Annotated in this window: 17 protein-coding genes; 1 reads left to right on the top strand and 16 read right to left on the bottom strand. The window is 37.4% G+C overall.

Annotated elements, in window-relative coordinates:
* Positions 1–298: 298 nt before the first annotated feature.
* The 10 genes from rpe to AC4CVF_RS01000 form a co-directional block, all read right to left on the bottom strand.
* Positions 299–985 carry a ribulose-phosphate 3-epimerase gene (gene rpe, locus AC4CVF_RS01045; protein WP_419330484.1) on the bottom strand — a complete coding sequence of 229 codons (687 nt, stop codon included), beginning with the start codon at positions 983–985 and terminating at the stop codon, positions 299–301.
* Positions 986–1,263: 278 nt separating this feature from the next.
* Positions 1,264–2,388: a M48 family metallopeptidase gene (locus AC4CVF_RS01040; RefSeq protein WP_336952077.1), complete on the bottom strand. Its 1,125-nt coding sequence runs from the start codon at positions 2,386–2,388 to the stop codon at positions 1,264–1,266.
* 20 nt (positions 2,389–2,408) lie between these two features.
* Entirely contained in the window at positions 2,409–3,515 is a 1,107-nt protein-coding gene (locus tag AC4CVF_RS01035) for a YjgN family protein (protein WP_336952078.1), read from the bottom strand.
* Between the two features lie 158 nt (positions 3,516–3,673).
* On the bottom strand, positions 3,674–4,513 hold the full coding sequence (fghA, locus tag AC4CVF_RS01030; RefSeq protein WP_490788764.1) for an S-formylglutathione hydrolase: 840 nt from the start codon (positions 4,511–4,513) through the stop codon (positions 3,674–3,676).
* 124 nt (positions 4,514–4,637) lie between these two features.
* Complete coding sequence (locus AC4CVF_RS01025; RefSeq protein ID WP_490788763.1) at positions 4,638–6,056, bottom strand: C13 family peptidase; 1,419 nt, start codon at positions 6,054–6,056, stop codon at positions 4,638–4,640.
* Positions 6,057–6,177: 121 nt separating this feature from the next.
* Positions 6,178–6,996: a class I SAM-dependent methyltransferase gene (locus tag AC4CVF_RS01020; protein ID WP_419328207.1), complete on the bottom strand. Its 819-nt coding sequence runs from the start codon at positions 6,994–6,996 to the stop codon at positions 6,178–6,180.
* The gene (locus AC4CVF_RS01015; protein WP_336952081.1) at positions 6,990–7,814 is read right to left on the bottom strand and encodes an undecaprenyl-diphosphate phosphatase; all 825 of its coding nucleotides are present in this window, start codon (positions 7,812–7,814) and stop codon (positions 6,990–6,992) included. The genes AC4CVF_RS01020 and AC4CVF_RS01015 overlap by 7 nt, the downstream gene beginning before the upstream one ends.
* A gap of 32 nt (positions 7,815–7,846) precedes the next feature.
* Positions 7,847–8,512: a tRNA (adenosine(37)-N6)-threonylcarbamoyltransferase complex dimerization subunit type 1 TsaB gene (tsaB, locus tag AC4CVF_RS01010; RefSeq protein ID WP_419328205.1), complete on the bottom strand. Its 666-nt coding sequence runs from the start codon at positions 8,510–8,512 to the stop codon at positions 7,847–7,849.
* A 169-nt stretch (positions 8,513–8,681) separates the two neighbouring features.
* Positions 8,682–9,215 carry a gamma carbonic anhydrase family protein gene (locus AC4CVF_RS01005; RefSeq protein WP_336952083.1) on the bottom strand — a complete coding sequence of 178 codons (534 nt, stop codon included), beginning with the start codon at positions 9,213–9,215 and terminating at the stop codon, positions 8,682–8,684.
* Between the two features lie 59 nt (positions 9,216–9,274).
* Complete coding sequence (locus AC4CVF_RS01000) at positions 9,275–9,889, bottom strand: CoA pyrophosphatase (RefSeq protein WP_336952084.1); 615 nt, start codon at positions 9,887–9,889, stop codon at positions 9,275–9,277.
* Between the two features lie 124 nt (positions 9,890–10,013).
* On the opposite strand from AC4CVF_RS01000, the gene AC4CVF_RS00995 reads away from it, so the two are divergent.
* On the top strand, positions 10,014–10,562 hold the full coding sequence (locus AC4CVF_RS00995) for an NUDIX hydrolase (RefSeq protein WP_336952085.1): 549 nt from the start codon (positions 10,014–10,016) through the stop codon (positions 10,560–10,562).
* A gap of 103 nt (positions 10,563–10,665) precedes the next feature.
* Here the strand turns inward: AC4CVF_RS00995 and filF are convergent, their stop codons facing one another.
* The 6 genes from filF to filA all read right to left on the bottom strand — a co-directional run bounded on the left by filF (position 10,666) and on the right by filA (position 18,814).
* Entirely contained in the window at positions 10,666–12,612 is a 1,947-nt protein-coding gene (filF, locus tag AC4CVF_RS00990) for a putative pilus system protein FilF (protein ID WP_419328204.1), read from the bottom strand.
* 10 nt (positions 12,613–12,622) lie between these two features.
* Positions 12,623–13,900, bottom strand: coding sequence for a putative pilus assembly protein FilE (filE, locus tag AC4CVF_RS00985; RefSeq protein WP_419360698.1), 1,278 nt, complete (start codon positions 13,898–13,900; stop codon positions 12,623–12,625).
* Positions 13,900–15,564 carry a putative pilus system OmpP1/FadL family transporter FilD gene (gene filD / locus AC4CVF_RS00980; RefSeq protein ID WP_336952088.1) on the bottom strand — a complete coding sequence of 555 codons (1,665 nt, stop codon included), beginning with the start codon at positions 15,562–15,564 and terminating at the stop codon, positions 13,900–13,902. Before filD ends, filE begins: the two co-directional genes overlap by 1 nt.
* Positions 15,565–15,577: 13 nt before the next feature.
* Positions 15,578–16,795 (bottom strand): putative pilus system protein FilC, encoded by a 1,218-nt coding sequence (gene filC, locus AC4CVF_RS00975; protein WP_336952089.1) that lies wholly within the window; start codon positions 16,793–16,795, stop codon positions 15,578–15,580.
* A gap of 51 nt (positions 16,796–16,846) precedes the next feature.
* Complete coding sequence (gene filB / locus AC4CVF_RS00970; protein WP_336952090.1) at positions 16,847–17,680, bottom strand: putative pilus system C39 family peptidase FilB; 834 nt, start codon at positions 17,678–17,680, stop codon at positions 16,847–16,849.
* A gap of 204 nt (positions 17,681–17,884) precedes the next feature.
* Positions 17,885–18,814, bottom strand: coding sequence for a putative pilus system protein FilA (gene filA, locus AC4CVF_RS00965; RefSeq protein WP_336952091.1), 930 nt, complete (start codon positions 18,812–18,814; stop codon positions 17,885–17,887).
* Positions 18,815–18,995: the final 181 nt, after the last annotated feature.

Below are 18,995 nucleotides of genomic sequence, written 5' to 3'. Positions count from 1 at the left end.
AGCCAATAATAACGATTTTGGCAAATATCATGTGGAAAGATTGCCAATATCACTGAATAATTTAGCATCAATTCTACTTTGAATAAAAAATGAATAATCAAATTGATGAAGAGCAGATAATTTTTATAACAAAAGAGCCCATTTGGGCTCTTTTTAAACAGAAATTGCATACATGATAAACGATTGATCACCCTTTGATTAATCTATACCCAGCTTATCCATATGCTTATCAACATGGTTATCCATATAGTTATCATCAGAGTTATCCACAATTCACACAATACACTTGTGGAAAAGTTTAAGCCGAAACTTGTCCAACTTTTGCTAATTCAGCACGCATTTCGTTAATCACAGCTTGATAATCAGGTTTACTAAAAATCGCCGAACCAGCAACAAACATATCAGCTCCTGCTTCAGCAATTTCACGGATATTTGCTGGGCCAACACCGCCATCAATTTCTAACCGAATGTCACGACCTGAAGCATCAATAATTTTACGCGCTTCGCGTAATTTATCCAAAGTCGTTGGAATAAATTTTTGGCCGCCAAAGCCAGGGTTTACACTCATTAAAAGCACTTGATCCACTTTATCTAAAACATAGTCGAGATAATGCAAAGGTGTTGCTGGATTAAATACCAAACCTGCTTTAGCACCACCATCTTTAATCAATTGTAATGAACGGTCAATATGATGTGTTGCTTCAGGATGAAAAGTAATAATATCTGCGCCTGCTTCTAAGAAATCACCAATCATACGATCCACAGGTGAAACCATAAGATGCACATCAATCGGGGCTTTGATCCCATATTTCTTTAATGCCTTACATATACCCGCACCAAAAGTTAGGTTTGGAACATAGTGGTTATCCATGACATCAAAGTGGACAACATCTGCACCAGCTGCCAATACTTTTTCCACATCTTCACCCAGACGGGCAAAATCGGCAGATAAAATTGAAGGTGCAATCAGAAATGGCTTGGACATGAAACAACCTGGCAAAGAGAAATATTTTTCCCATTATAACAAACTTACCTTATTGGGTTGTTTTAAAAAGCAACAGTTTTACTTATCTTGGTCATTTATCAGGTCATAGCAATTAATCTGATTGAATGAGTGACTGTCTATTACTTGATGATATGGGTTTTAGCGAATAATCTAATCTTTTGAGAAAATACAAAAAAATAAAGGGCTTCATTAAGCCCTAGATCAAGTCACCACCACCTTGCACAATCTATAGATAAAACATCGCTTATCTATACTGCTTAAGGTTTAGCCTGTTGTTTTTTCTCAAAATCACGAACCATTTTAACGCGTTCTTCAGTTGCAGGATGTGAAGATAAGGCATCAAAAATCTCTAGAGAGCTTTCTTTTTCACTAGATTCATTTTGAGGTTGTTTTTTATTTGGATCCGCTTTTTTATCAGCTTCTGCTGTTTTACCTGATTGCTTTGGTTTTTCTTCCAGTGCAGTTTCATCACTTAAGCGTTGTAAGAAATTCGCAAAATGAGACACTTCAATGCCTTTACGATCCATCAATTTCAGCGCATACATATCCGCCTCAGCTTCAAATTTACGTGAATAATTTGCACCGATCATCGCGGCAGGTAACGAGGTCAATAGGTCTGAACTATCACCCGTCATGGCAATATACAACACACTCAACCCCAGACTGGTCAAGCCTTGTTGTAAACTATGCCGTTCAACCAAATGCCCTTGCTCATGAGCCAATACACCTAAAATCTCTTGATCACTATGCGCCATTTCAATCAACTCATCAGTGATAATAATGGTATTGTTGGGTAAAGCCACTGCATTGGCACCCAATTGCCCACCTTCACGGAAGACCAATTTTGCAGGTTTTCCTTCAGCGATGGTATTTAGATATTGCTTGGAAATTAGATCTTTTTGACCTTGTGCCAAATGACTGGGGTTAGTCCAATTATTCAATACATATTTTTCCGCTTCATCACCTAATTTATTCAAACTATTTTCAGGCAGCTGAAAAGCAACATAATGTGATGCTGCTGGAACACCCCATTTCACTAAAGCAAAAACAAAAACCGCGACAAAGACGATACTGAATACAATTAAACTTGGAGAACGTTCTAATTTCCAAATTGAATGCTGAACATTTTTAGTCCCAAAATTAAACCATTCTGGTAAAGCCCCCTGAAACTCAATCCTAGCGTCATCTTTAAGCTCAATCGCAGGATTTAATTGCCCCAGTGCGCCAATTAATTCCATATCGCGATATGCATAACGGCGTTGATGCTCTAAACGCTCACCATACTGAATCAGCACTTCGAACTCAGATTGAGCAGAAAGTTGGGCATGGTGTGGTTTAGACACCACACCATCATAGAAAATGACTTCTATTGGTCGTGACATAAATTATTCAACTCATATCATTATAAAGAAATATCAATGTCGAAGATGTCACTAATTTCTTCAGCTAAAGCACTTTGCTCTTGCTGTGCAAGATTCATCATTTGATCTGGATCATCATGCAAAATTAAACTCATCGAATCAACTTGATATTTGTGAATACGAATTGCCGCCCATGCAGACATTAAACCAATGCTTAGAATTTTAACCAGCCAATTTGATGCCACAATCCATGCATAACGCCATTGATTACAATCTGTTTTAAATTGGCTACTCCCCACCGTTGTATTGTTCCATGTAGTAATAAAAATACGTGCTGCGATCAATGGATAAATAAACAAACCTGCCACAGCATACATTGCAAAGACACCAAAGATAAAAAAGTTTGGTGTATACCCAGCAATAAAACCGATAATACCAAAATAGATAATGCCAAATACAAGCATGATTCCAAAAGACATAAAAATTGGAATGTAGACTGCACCCATATAAGCTGACCAATCGGCATTCAATTTAAAATCCAACTGACCTGCATATAAATGATCAATGTAGTATTTTTTATACAACCAGATCGCAACAGGAGAAAATATACCTAAACTAAAAATATAAATTAAAATACTAAGAAAAAAGACTTTATAGGATTCTTTTGTGGTTCCCGCAAAATAAAAACGACTATTTCCAAACTTACTATTTCTTGCAGTAAAGCGCATTGTTGCCCGAATAAGCCAAGGTACTGCTGCATATAGCACAACTAGACCAACTACCGTTGCAATCATGGAATACTGCGAGGAAATTGAAAAGGCTGCATAAATACCCAATGCAATCAATCGTCCAACTAAAATCTTGGTTGGAATACCCGTGAAGTCAAAACGTCTTTTAAAGAATTCAGTATTGCCATAAAAATAACGTAAACGACGCACTTTCGCCCAAGGTGCATACAAACTTAAGGTGATGATGGTCAATAGGATATTCACAATCCATATACCAAAATATTCCATCGCATCACCGTGAAATTTAAAACGATGAATTTTAGGATACTGCTGGTCTATGGGTTGCTGTATTTCTGGTGGTGTAGCGCCCTTTTCCAAATTCAAATGACTTGGAAATGGAGGCGGTATTTGTTCTTGCATATTCTTCTCTTTATTTAAATTATTTAATGACAATCTAAAATGATATGAAATAAAACCTCAAAAAGTAGTTTATATTTTTTCTAAGCTGAAAGAAATAGAGTAAAAGTAAACTATAGTTTACTTTTACTCAAAATTTAATTTTTTGTTAGGTGACCCAACTATTTTTGCAATTGCAAAGCATGAAACTGTAAATGGTCATCAATAAAGCTTTGAATGAAATAATAACCATGATCATAGCCTTCATGAAATCTTAATGTGATTTTTTGCCCTACTTTATTACAGGCTTTCTGGTATTTCTCAGGATTCAATTGACTAAAAAACTGATCTTTTAAGCCTTGATCGATAAGTATTTCGTCAAATAACTGACCTTTAGAAAGCAGTAACTGGGTTGCATCATGCTTTGCCCATTCTAAACGATTATTCGATCCTAAATAATGAGAAAAAGCCTTCTCACCCCAAGGGCATTCAGTAGGCGCACAAATCGGGGCAAATGCGGACACTGATTTAAAATAATTTGGATGTTTCCAAGCAAGTGTTAATGCGCCATGCCCGCCCATGCTGTGACCAAATATTCCCACTGCCTCAGATTGAATTGGAAAAGTTTTTATCAGTAATGGATAAAGTTCATCTACAATATAACTTTCCATCTGAAAATGCTCAGCCCAAGGTGCTTGAGTTGCATTAATATAAAATCCGGCACCCTGTCCCAAATCCCATGAATCACCTTGCGCAACCTGTTCACCACGAGGCGATGTATCTGGTGTAATCAAGATTAAGCCAAGCTGAGATGCCAAGCGTTGCGCATGTGCTTTAATAATAAAGGTTTCTTCCGTACAAGTCAGTCCTGCTAAATAGAATAATGCAGGACATTTCTGTCCTTTTAATGCTTGAGGCGGAAGATATGTCGCAAACTTCGTTGCCCCTTTTAAATAATTTGACTGAATTTGGTAAATTCTTTGTTCACCATCAAAACAGATATTTTTACTTAAAAGTTCCATTCACGTATCGCTCCATATTTCGATCTTTAAATTGTTTAGAACTACAGTCTTAAAGCATCAATACAATCAACCTAAATATAAATTAAAAGCGCTTTTGCTTTCGCATTTAAAGCGCCGCTATTTATCATGGCTTTTGTTGTGTATTCAGTTTTACATTTTGAGTTTGAGCACTAGTAATAGCCCCTTGTTGTGGAAATAAATGTTGTTCCAATTGCGGTAACATCATTTCCATATTTTTCCCAATCACCCATTGCGGTTCAGATGGATCAAAGCCTTGTGCATTTTCCCATTTCTCAACTGTTTCAGTCGCTTCTTTAAATGCGGCTTTGAGAGAGCCTTGTTCACGCATTGCCTGATCAAAGAAAGCTCGACCAAAATAAGTATAATCAGCTTCATTTGAACAACCAAATGAAGCACGGTCTGCTGCAGAAGCAGTAATAATCAAAGTATCTGGTGATTGGAGTGCTGAAACAAAGCTACCTGAATAACAGGCTGAAATCACAATCACTTTCCAACGAATACCCGATTTGTCTAGGGTTTCTCTTAACCATTTTGGATCGACATCATCCAAATTAATCGGTTCATTTTCTAGTTCAAAACGATTAGGTAAGCCATGAGAAGTCATATAAAGAAACAATACATCACTTTCGCGATTCATCTGTTGACCAATACGGCGTAAAGCAAGGTCGATACTGGTTTTAGATGCAATAGGAGTGTCTTTAATGCTTTGTGGGTTATTAACCAACTCAACAGAGCGTCCAAAAGTTCCAAAACGGGTATCAAATTGTTCTTTAATTCGATCAATTTCAAATTTAAACACGTCTTGATAACTAGCACCCGCAACACCCAAAAAGTACCAATGTGTTTGAGCAAACTCACCAAACTGCACCTGTTCCAATGCTTTATTGAGCAAATGACTTTGTGCATAAAAAGCACTTTCACTGAGACTTGGAGGAACTTCTTCTACTTTCCAAATTGGCTGTTCCTTGATCGAAACCTGCCAAGTGAACAAAGTGGCTATTGTAGCAAACATGATTAAGGCACGTTCCCACCATGGCCATTGTAATTCTCTTGAAAAAACCCATACTACAGCAAGGCTTTGCCAAATAAACAAAGCAAAAAATAGCAATGGGATCACATCATAAGTGAAATAAGGCAGTAGATCTTGGTTGCCCAAATATTGAAGCAAACATTGAAACAACATTATATGCGTATCAAGCACTAACCATAACAGTGCTGGAACCAACATCAAGCGTGGATTATTGGTACGTTGTGATAGGAAAATCCCCACAATCAACGCAATAAAAGGCCACAATGCATAGCTGACAAGACCCTGTCGATTAAAAACACCACCATCACCAGCAACTAACCAGCTAAACAGTGTATTGGCACCTGCACCCAACAGTCCCCAAAAAATCAGTTGAAGAATAGATGGACGAACAATTTGTAAAGACTTTCGCGAACCTAAGAATAACCAAATCCCTGCACGTTGGTTACTTTTCAAATCATGCCAAAAGTTAATCGAGGGTTTAAGATCTATCATAAAGATTCTGTTAAGGCAGTGGCTTCAATCAGCCTATCTAGTTTAGGCTTGGCTAAAAAATTATCAATCTTTGATTTAACTATATATCAATAATTCGACTATTATTGAAACAGTTACCAAATTACTCAATAAGTTTGCTGTTAAAATAGGCATCAAAACGACAAGCATCACCTTGCCATTGATGATCGGTTGCCTGATCATTTAAAAATACAGCCAGTCTAGGACGTTTTACCACAACTCGCTTCGCAATTTGCCGTGCTAGGACTAAAAGATGATCGCCTAAATCCATTTCACCATCTTCTGGTAAAAGCATGTGTAATAGCTGCATTTGCTTTTTGACTTGAGCCTGTTTTTTTATGGCTTGCTGATTTTGATCCCGTTGCGGAAACATCGGATCTAAATAAACAACATCAACAGTTTGATGCGTGATTATCAATTGTTGTAAATATTCAGCTGAATCAGAAAAAACCAAATCAATACGCTCAACAACTTTGGCTAAAAATGGATCGTTTTCTAGCTGTTTTTTTGAATCTTCCAGTAAAGTAAATAAAATTGGATGACGTTCGATCAGGGTTATTTTTGCCCCTAAATGTGCCATCAATAATGCGTCATGTCCTAGACCCGCAGTTGCATCAATTAAGTTTGGTTTTTCTGAAATACTACATGCCCGTGCAATCATTTCAGATTTTAAACTGGCACGTTTTAAACGTGGGATTTCAGCTTTCCAGTCAGGTTGCATTTTCATGCCATTGGCGCACAGGCTTAAACCTTGTTCATCGACACACAAGGCAAGTTCAGGGTTCAGCCTTAAAAACCGTGCATTGAGGTTTTCAATTGTTGCAATGTTTACTATGACACCACGTAAAGAAAGCACAGTTTGGTAGGACTGTGCTTTCTCAAAAAATGTGGATTCAGTAAATAAGCGAATTTCGCTTACCATAATTTCCAACCTGTTAATGCAAACAATAAAATCAACAAACCTGAAGCAATACGATACCAAGCAAAGACCATGAAATCACGCTTAGAAACATAAGCCACCAAAATACGGATCAAAATTAAAGCAGAAACAAAAGAAACGATAAGACCCACAAAGAATACAGTCCAATCTTGTGTCGTTTCATAAATATGGTAATTCTTAAAAAGATCTAATAAACCTGCGCCGACAATTACAGGTATGCCAAGGAAAAATGAAAATTCAGTCGCAGCCTTACGGGATACACCCAACATCATGCCACCAATAATGGTTGCACCTGAGCGTGAAGTTCCCGGAATAAGCGCCAATACTTGGATTAAACCAATATAAATGGCTTCTTTAATAGAAATATTATCCACTTCAACTGCATTGACTTTTGGAGGATTTTTTTCAACCCACCAAATGATTAAACCACCGACAATCAAACCAATCGCAACAGAAATATCATTAAACAGCAGCTCTTTTACGATATCCCCAAATGTCAAGCCAACAAGCATAATTGGAATAGAGGCCGCAATAATACTGATCCCAAGATGACGGCCTTTCGGTTCACCTGAAAACAAACCAGTTGCTGCGCCCCAAAGCTTGCTCCAATACTCATAAATCACTGCAGCGATCGCGCCCATTTGAATGGCAACAACAAATAAATCACTCTTTTCTTTGGTCCAGAAATTCATTAGCTCGGATGCAAGAATTAAATGCCCTGTACTTGAAATAGGTAAGAATTCGGTAATACCTTCAACAATACCCATAATGGCTGCTTTGAGTAGCAGTAAAAGATCCATTGTGAAATCCTAAAAATTAAAGCGAAAAACGATTATGGTTTACCTTGTTCTGGAATTTTCTTCCATGCATTATCACGTAAATATACAGGTAAGGCCTGCTCTGCACTGAACCATTGCTTTTGCAGTGCATTTTGACGCGCAATTGTGGCAATATCATCAGCGGAAGCAGCAATTTGTTGAAACGCTATTGCCTCAACATTCACCAAAGCTGAACCTGAACCGATCAAGATATATTTTTGATATTCCGCAGCGTGTTGATAGTCCAATAATTTTTCTTCGTCTACAAGTTGCATAATGTTATTTTGGTCAAGCTTAAAACTTGCCATATAGACTTCCTGCATACGCGCATCTAAAACAGCGGTCACTTCAGTCAATTGGGCCTGACGATAAGCAGCTTGAGCCAGCGCTTGCAAGGTTGAAACTGGAATCACAGGAATATCATTTGCCCATGCCAAAGCTTGAGTCACAGCTGCATTGATACGTACACCACTAAAAGAGCCTGGTCCACGACTAAATGCAATTGCAGTCAAGTCTTTATTGGAAATTTTATTTTGCTCAAAACCTTGCTCAATCATCGGCAAAATGGTTTGAGTTTGTGCTTTTGCTCGCGTATCAAGTTGAAAATAGAGTGTTTGAGTTTCATCAACAATCGAAACGGAACACTGCTCATTGGCAGTTTCCAATGCCAGCAATTTCATGCACAACCTTACCATGTTAAAAATGTTGCCTATGATACTCCACTCATTTCAATAGCGCGAGAGCTTAGAGATAAAGCCTGTCAGATAAAATCCATTAGATCAAAATAATCTATAAAAATGCCAAGACATTGTGCTTGGCATTTAAGTGACAAATTTTAAAACTAATCATTTATTCAAATTTAAACTCTTCTAAATCAATAAAATTCTTGTAATGGGAGGCATAATGCAAAGCACTCATTTTTAATAAGTTCTCCGCATTCTCATCCAAAGTTCTCACGACTTTACCCGGCGAACCCACCACCAAGGAATTATCAGGAATAACTTTACCTTCTGGAATCAAACTATTTGCACCTATGATACAATTTTTACCAATCACAGCATGATTTAAAACTACAGCGTTAATACCAATTAAACTATTATCGCCTATCGTACAACCATGCAACATGGCTTGATGCCCGATGGTCACATAATCGCCAACGATTAATTCAATCCCTGTATCTGTATGTAAAACGGCATTTTCTTGAACATTACTAAAATTCCCAATATGAATTTTAGCGTTGTCCGCACGAATGACTGCACCAAACCATACACTGACTTGTTGCCCGAGTTCCACTTGGCCAATCACTGTAGCATTATCCGCAATCCAACCATCAAAAGGTGCATGTAAAGCTTGTGGTGCAAAACCTTTAAATTTATACATCATGGTATTACATTCCTTTGAGATATTTTGAGACCATTGACTTTGATCATAACTTTTTAGCATTACTTCTTATTGAATATTTGTGACTTAAAAGATGGAGAGTTCAATAAAAACGGCCAGTTTTTTTGATAATCCAAACCATATTTAAATAATGAAATCAGAATTCGAGCGGTTAAACCCCAAATGATTTCATTTTCAATTCTTAAACTGGGAAAATACACCGATTGATGTGCCAAACGTACTTCATAAGGAATAGGCTGTGATTCCATCATTTTTTTAATCGGGGCATAGAATATACGATCAATTTCACTTGGCTGAGCAATCAACTGAATGTCAGGCGGGATTAATCCCACCACAGGTTTTACCGTTATTCCACTTTTTGCCCGCTCCATGGGTAAATCACCAATCAGCTTGACATCAAATGGATTGAGTGCGGTTTCTTCCCATGCTTCTCGCAAAGCCACAACGATATTACTGGTATCATTTGGATCGCGTTTACCACCAGGAAAGGAAACTTCTCCAGCATGATTTGATAAGTAAGCAGAACGTCTTGTCAGCAAAATTTTAGGATCAGCTTCTTGAGTAATAGCAATGAGCACTGCGGCATTGGCTGGATAGGTTCTTTTGCCAAAACGTAATCTATTTTGCAATACTTGGGTTAGCTCATCATCCTTCATTGATCTCACTCTATCTTTTTGTTCTTGTTCTATCATATAGGAAATTTTATCGATAAGGCTATAAATGATGCGAAAGTAGAATTTTTCAGTTATGCTGAGTTATCTCACATTTTTAATGAAGCTTATGAGTTTTTGCAGTGCATGTGGTCATACAACCATAGAAAAAATTCCTTTAGGTGATCAAAAAATCCGTAAAGTTTGTACACACTGTGGCACCATTCATTATATTAACCCCAAAGTTATTTGTGGTGCACTGGCGATCTGGGAAAATAAAGTTTTACTCTGTCGGCGTGCTATTGAACCACGTTATGGACTATGGACTTTGCCTGCTGGTTATATGGAACTATTTGAAACCATGGAACAAGGCGCAGCTCGTGAAACACGTGAAGAATCTGAAGCTGAGGTTGAGATTGAACAGCTTTACTGCATGTATAATATTCCACGGATTGGGCAAGTTTATGTTTTATTTAAAACACAAATAAAAGATGGTGTATTTGGTGCTGGTGAAGAAACCATTGAAAGTCGTTTATTTGATGAACATGAAATTCCTTGGAACGATTTAGCTTTTCCAAGTGTAGAACGCACCTTAAGACATTATTTTGAAGACCGTAAAACCAATACATTTCCAATGCATCTTGAAACTTTGGGCACTCGATTAGACCAAACAGGATAATATCGAATAGATATTCCTTTGATCAACTGCCCAGTATTAAAAATATGAGTAAAAAAAGCCTCAATTCTAATCACTTGAATTGAGGCTTTTTAATCGACATAAATTACTTGGTTTTAATGCTATAACACTGCGGTAAACTTACAGTTAATGTCCCCGATAAACGTTTCGCTAACTCTTTTTGCTCAGCTGTAACTTTCTCTTTATTTGCTTCAACATTGTTATAGATTGATTGATAAACTGCCTGTAGATTTACCCATGTTGCAGTAATCGTTTGATCCCCATTCCAACTGGTAATATTTACACCACTGGATGTGTTTTGTTCATTGATTAATCTCTGAAGATTTAAACGTATACCACCAGAAGATACAGATGCTTTGGCTAAATCATCATTAGATGAACCGCTAGTTGGTGTAATCACTAATGTTTCATTTAAACCTGCTAATGCACCATCAAGGCTGCCAAATACAGGATTTGCTAAAATCATACGCATTGTAATCGACTTTTCAACATTCCCATTAATATAGGCTGTACCTGTGGTTCCAATACGATATTGTTGTACCCCTGTTTCTTTGTCAATATAAGTGCTTGGATCTACATCAGCACATGTATCTGAATTTAGAGCACTATTTTTACCTAAATTGGTACGTATATCTCCATTTTCATCAATCACAATACCGAGTGTTTGCGTATTTGGAGAAACTTCTTTGTTATCAAACGTAAATGTAATATTTGCATACAGTGGGAAGTAATATTTTTCACCAGTTTTTACTGTATTTTTAGTCAGGAAAACTTTGCGATCTAAGTAATTAGCAGGATTAGTTTTATAAATATCAATCCCCCCAGAAAGCTGATCACCATTTAAAGTTTGACGCCATTTCCCGTATACTGTTGGATCGGTAGGTGCTGTTGTTGCGCCTGTTGCTCGCTTATACATATACTCTGTGCCAGCAACATTGGTATTATTCAGCAAAGCTCCCTGATAAATTTCAAGTTTATCCGTTGAACTTTGATCTTTTTTAAACACAAGTGGAGATGTAATTTTACGTGTGAGTGGGTTAATCCAACCTTGTTGGGCATTTACATTAAGTTTTTGTGGAACAACTTGATTTAGCAGTAAAAATTTTAACAGTGAGTCAGCAATTGTACTCTCTTCCACTTTTTGAGGTACGCCAACCCATTGCATAGCATATCCTGAGGTATAGCCTTGACGGTCAGTAACAACATACATGTTGGCAATAGATTCATTCTTGGTACTTAAATCACTTTTACCTGTAAAGCCTTGAATATCAACGTTCGCACCACTAAATATAAGGAAATTTGTCGAATAAATATTAACCAGTGACTGTTGAACCAAACGTTGCGCAGTCGCAATTGCCGAAGCCTCATTAACAGCTTCTACATTGATCCATGGTTTTAGTTTTGCAACATAACTGCCATTAATAAAATCAGTTACGACAATATTGGCATCAACTGCTTTTAAATTATTTTTAATATTATCTGATAATTCAATTGGTTGTACATCCCCTATTTGATTGGCATCCTGTTCCAATCCTATCGCTTGGAAAACTCGGACCAACCCAACCATCACCTTGAACGTATCATCACTCATGGTCATACTTTCTGGTTGTTTACCTGTCATGGCACTTGCAATATCAATCAAGCCAATAGCAGCAGGTTGACCACGAACTTTCAACGGACGAATTTTTGCAAGATCAACATCACCTAAAATGATTTTTCTTTCCGATTCAGAACCTTGGATAAAGAACTTCGCTTTATCTCCAATTAAACAACCACCAAGTGCTAACCCACCCTCAAGTTTAGTTACATAATGATTTTTCGTATCGGTACTACAATCAAAATTTAAACCATCAACAGGATAGTCAACATAAAAACCTAAACATTTTTCTGTAGTATCAGCATCACAACCATTTGAATACGTTTTAATGCCTTTATAAGGATCTTCATTCACTGTCGAACTTTCACCGCCACAACCTGCGAGTGCTAAGCCTAAACTCGTTAAAACGAAAGGGGCTAATAATCTTTTTTTCATATTTTCATCCTTACTGAATAACACTCAGCTTAATTTGTCCATGATTTGTTAACTGTTTATTTTCCACATCTAATGCTGAGGATAATGGTGTTAAAAATAGATATACTGCCTGATCAGGTTTTCTTAAAACGCCTTCCATCGCTGCGTATTGTAAATTATTGTCGTGAGATTCATCATTTTTAAAACCACTCACACCTTCAAGGACACAACCTTGTCCATCTAAAAATACAACTAATGGCCAATAATAACTTTGGATCTTTGAAGAAGATGCATACGATGTTAATAATACATTTTGCACTTTAGGGTCTAATTTCACCACTTCATAGGCAAAACTTTCTTTAATTGGTGCGACTGGCCAAAGCCCAATTTCTTGATTTTTTATTGATAAATCTTTCGCTTTAACTAATTTTTTTCCAGAGAAACATGATTGTTCTAAATTTTGAACAACCTCATCTTTAGCTAAACGAAAATAGGTAGAAGATAAAACAACGGGCTTCTTTTCTTCAGATTCTGAATTCCCACGAATACGGTTTAAAAGACTCGCACTAAGCCCTTTTTGTCGTTCAATAGTTTCATATCGCCCATGAACTGCGCCAATTTCTGGCGTCATATAAAATCTTTTTTTACCTTCTAAATTGAATTCGCGATCTTCTAAATACTCATTATTTACATATTTTTCACCATCAATGACAGTAAAATGCTGATCTTCTACAGGTTGAGTATTTTTCGGCACAACCTCTTGATTGATCTTTACTTCATCTTGGCGTGGTGTACTCTCTTTCGCTAGTTTTTCGACTTTATTTTTTTGTTGAACAGTACTAATGGGCTTCCGTGAAGACTGTTCGACGACAAGTTGAGGAGTTGTTTTTCGTGATACTGACGATGAAGACTGATCTGTTGCCGGAACAGGATTCATTTGAGCTTTAGCTTTGTTGTTATCCATTAAAGGAGGTTGGCTGGCAGGCTGAGAAGTCGGAACAGTCAATGAAGCACTCTTCGGCTCAATCTCTTTCTGATTATGTTTAACTACAGGTAGGGTTTCTATCCCTTGCACATTTGGCTTTATAACTTTAGTTTCTTGTATTTGTTTAGTTTCTTGTATTTGTTTGTTTTTTTGCTTTACTTCCCCTTTGGGACTAGTTTCAGGCTTCTGAACAATCATTGGATGCCCATCAGGGCCAATAATGGTATAAAAATTGGCAGCATAAGAAACAGATGTGGCTGAGCTAAAACTTAAAGCTAGCCACAAAGAGGTTACGACTGTTTTTTTTTCAAGGTTTAAACGCATTACCATCTCGTTCTGTAGTTAATCCCTAGAATTGTAACTTTTGTATTGGTTTTTACATTTAAACCAGCATAAGGGTTCAGTAGCAAGTTATCTACCCCTGTTTTGTTTGCCAAACTACTTGTGTTTGCAGGAATATTATCTCGACTACGCAGGAAACCCACAGACAAGTCAATATCCGTATCTTCATCAAAACGATAGCCCAAACCTAAACCAAATAATTGCGCATTGTTAATCGGAACCATGGTATTACGCTTATCATCTGGGATTGCACTAGCACGAGGTTCATAACCTGCACGAAGCTTTAAGCGATCATTTGCAGAATACTCAACACCGATACCCCAACTCCATGGAGACTTAAAGCCCAATGGAAAAGCCAATGATGTATCTGTAACTTGATTAGATAATAATTTTGCAATTTTTAATGCTGAAATTTGCCGATCGAATTCGAACTGAAACTTTTCCCATGCTTTAAAATCTGTCCAGCCCACGTCAAAGTTTACCTGTAAATCAGGTAAAACCTTATATTTTATCCCCGCTTGGAAGTGAGCTGGATATTCCAAATCCATTGAAATCAAACCAGATTCAGTTGGTGGGATATAACCAGGAAAACCTAAAATCGCAGCAAGAATTTGCCCTGTTGCCGAAGAGTTCAAACCTTTTATCAGCTCTCGTGGTGCATTAGCATTGTCGATAAAGTATTTACCTTTCATACGCATTTTAGCTGAGCTTTGATAAACCATACCAAAACCAAAATTCTCTGTAGGTTCCCACATTAAGCCTAAGTTATAACTTGGACTTAAACTCTGCTCCAGACTAACCTGCATTTTTCCGAATTGGCCAAAAGGATTCATTCCTTCATCGGCATTACAAATACCAAATAGCAGGAGGTCAGTAATCACATTTGAATTATTTCGGAAAGGACCACAAACAGACTCATCAATCATTCGTAAAACGCCGATCATTTCATTCGGAAATCTTAAATCGGTTTTTAATGCCATTGCGTTATATGACATTCCTATTGAAGCACCAATAGACAGTTCATCACTGACTTGGTAGGCAACAGATGGAGATAAGTAGGTTATCCTTTCAATCGCAACTTGTTGCCCCATAAAATTACCAGGATTGCCATCTTCCGAACCAAAGCCTGCAACCATTGGAGCATATGCAGCTGTTGCATAGGTCAATTTTGAGCCAGGGGGATTATAAGAAATACCACCCGTTGGTGCTAAAACTGGCCAACCGGGCCCCAAATCCACCACTTTCTTTAGAATAGGAATATATAAACTTGCGTATTCCACGTCCCCACGCACTGAATCCTTATAATCTGTACAAAGACTTGAAGGATTATCTGGCGTATCATTACAGATGAGAGGATCATCAGAATACCCAAACACGTTATAACCAGGAGGGGCTGAAAATTCACGCTGTACATCAAAGTTTGCAATAATTCCCTGTACATCAGTTTGCAAACCTTTGAGTTTAGTTAACCCGGCAGGGTTAAAATGAATCGCACTGATCCCCGGTGGGTCTGCAGTTACCGCATTCCCCATTGTTAATGAGCGTATATCTACAGATAGGTTAAGTCCTAAATGTGCAAATACTTGAGTCGAACACCCTGTTAATAAAATCGCTGTAACTAATGGGCGCAAACGTATGTTTTTCATACTTTACACTCCTTTAGTGAGCTTTCTTCTTACCGAAGCCTAAGATGTCCAATGGGAAAGACAAGCCAAGTGAAATATCTGGTGAATCTTCAGTTAAACCAATACCCAATGTTCCATTTACAATCGTATCTGGATTAACACGAACCCCTAAAGCAATTGAAAACATTCCACTAGATTGGTCAGCTGCTTTATATGAATCTGCAAGTCCCTCTGTTGGTTTATATTTAAATGAAGTATTCATATTAAATGATTGTTGGTATGACATAGTCATCGAAACATCATAGTTAAATGAATATGCAAAACCAAAAGAGAAACCACCTGTCATACCAGGATCAAACTCTTCTAAAACGCGTTGATAAGTCTGATCCCCACCTTGCCCATTAGCATTACCTCCACCACGGACTTGATTCAAGCCAGTTTCTTTAAATCCATAATTAGCAGAAACAGAGGCAAAGAGTACGACTGGATCGATATATTTACGGGTACTTGCACCGACTCCTACTGAATAATACCCTTTACCTGTTGAAAGGTCTTTTTCAGGGTTTATTTCATATGGACTGTCACCAGTTTTGGTCGATAAGCTACCAAATAAAATTAAAGGTAATCGTCCTGCTTTCAGTGGGAAAGGTTCCCAACGAGCACCTAAATTAATATCCCCCAAACCTGCAGCCGTGGCATCTTTCAAGCTATCTGATTTGGCAATAAAAGGGATAGATGCGGTAAAGGTTAAATTATCCCGTACCCCATACTGCGCAGTAAAAGTATTACTGATGGTATGGCTAGCATCCTCATCAACACGGAGCTGGTAGGCTGTTCCTTCATTAATCCCTAAATTTAACTGTGAATCACGATAGTATGAATAATCTAAATCATAAAAAGTTGAGATTTCACCCTTTTTAATTAAAGAGTATTGACGCTCATTAGATGTAAAAACTTCTTGTAAATTAGTTTCTTGTGAGGCATCGCCTTCTTTTTTCTGTAATGCTTCTGCCGCTTGCGTACCAGGCTTAGGTGCTAAAGATTTTGTTTCATCTTTATTAATTATTACATCTTCTTTAACATCTGTAACAGGAACTGTTTGGCTCGTGTTTTCAGAACTGTTATTGTCTGTGCTTGTAGCCTGATCTACTGCAACCTCAGCACTTGTATCTGTCTCCGCTGCATATAAACTTCCAATTGCAAACTGAATACTCATTGCAAGTAAAGTTCTTTTCATCCATTGATTATTCATATTATTCCTATTCCAAAAATCCAATTCAGTTATGTAATTTTTAATCCATCTTTACTTACGTTTATAATAGAGTCGCATATAGGATGTAATTGGCTGATTGTATGTCGCAGACTTGGTATCTTGGTCAATCACCTTACGCATCGTAGAAGCCTTATCGGCTAATTTATTGGTATAATCGGTTGAATATTGTGCTTCAACTAAAGCATAGCGGTTAATAGTTGCATCATCCACATGGCGCATATCGGCATCCTGTAAGGCCAACATATTCCGTTGTTGATCTTTAGGAGCATTGATCACAAATAATGTGTTGTTTTCCCAAACGTCCTTAAATCGCTCTTGATCAAAACTAATATTCCCCAATGCAGGATCCGCGACATAAACTCGGCCATCTTTATATGCTTTAAATACAACAAAATGTTTAAAACCAGCATAAGAAATCGGAACAATTACGGGTTGATTTTGGTTGATTAAATCGGTGAACTCCCCCTTATAACCACCACTCTCATATCCAATTGCAGCAACAAAACGCTTCATATCCAGCAATGAGAAACTTCGACGCTCAATAATACGATTGTATTCTCCAAAGCGTAATAAGCCTTCCATGGTTTGCTGTTCAGTTAAATTTGTCCCAACATAACCATTTAACAGTGTTGTTAATGCAGCAGAACCACAGCTATAGTCATATGCTTGACGTACAATGCCACGGAATTGATTTTCCAAGGCGGGTTTAACATGTACCATTTCACGATGGTTACGTGTAAACGATTTATCTCTGGAATCCGCAAGCTCAGTATAGTAAATTGCATCCTTTGGCTTGGGTTTCACATCTAGGGCATGGTTGGCAAAATAATACATTAATGCCGAACCTAAAGTAATTTCTAACATAATTTTAACTATCAAGTATCGGCAATATTTTGCCTAAAGTGCTGATTTTATTTTTAGAGTGAACACTCTACTTCCCTGTGATTAGAAGATAACGTTTTTTGAAAAAAAAACAGTTTTTTTTCAACTTTTGTCGCTTTTACTCAGCTTTTTTGTAAAAAAAAGACGCATGCGTTGCATGCGTCTTTCATTTTCTAATAACTAAACTTAGTGACCAGAAATTGTGATCACAGCACCTGGAGTTGTACCAGCACTACCGTTATAAACTTTCAAACCACTAATCGCAATATCACCAATTGAAGCTGCTGACGCACTACCCAGTTGAATTTTTTGAATATAAATATCAGTCGGTTTAGTCATCGCTGTAATTTGAAGACCATCTGCAGTAGCACCGCTCACACCTGTTGCTCGTACAGCAATAGCTGCATCAGTAGATAAGTTATTAGAACCTGTATCTGTCAATTTAATTGATCCAAGAACAATATCACCACCACCACCAGTTGATGCATCATGCAATGAAAGATTACTAATTGTTAAACCACCAGTCATGCTACCAGCCAATTTAATCATCGCACCTTGTGGAGTGTTACCCAATTGGATATTTGCAGCAGTTTTACCCGTAGTCAAAGTTAAACCATTTAAAATAGTTGCAGTACCAGTACCCACTTTATAAGGGCTTGTAGTAGTCGTTGCATCTACATCATTAACTTCAATTTTACCCAAAGAAATATTTAAACCTGAAACCGCAGCACCAATATTTAGGAATGGACTACCCGCATTACCATCAGTATCAATAGTAATATCTGCCAAATTATGGCTTTGTAATAAAGATGCAGTATTTGCAGTTAATACAATATTATTAATTGTTATTGCACCAGCTGTTGCCGTACCACCCGTGATAGCTGTCCCATCGGTAGTACCATTTACACCATCCGCCAATTTAGCTGTTGCAGATAAACCATCACCATCAAACACATGAACTTTATCAATTTCAACTTTTGAAATACCAATTCCAATAGAAATACCATCTTGACCAGTTGTTGCACTGAGTGCTGCATCATCCATTGCTTGCATTGCCATTGCATTTGAACTGATAGCGATAGCTGAAACCAAAGCAAGTTTAGTAAATAATTTCATAACCTGTACTCTCCCAAGAGCATTTTTTTTCATTTTTAACCACTCTCCGTAGTTCCCTGTTGTTTTAGTTGTTTTACAACTTAGAACACCAATCCTTGAGTAGTCCGTTTTGCCCTTTTAAATTAACTGTATGTTACTTTTTGTTCAACTGCTGTTTATCAAAAAGCCAATTAAACCGATA

The sequence above is a fragment of the Acinetobacter sp. LipI_19 genome, from assembly GCF_058242925.1.
The sequence above is the reverse complement of the archived record's forward strand: the minus strand, read 5'-3'. Positions and strand labels throughout refer to the sequence as shown.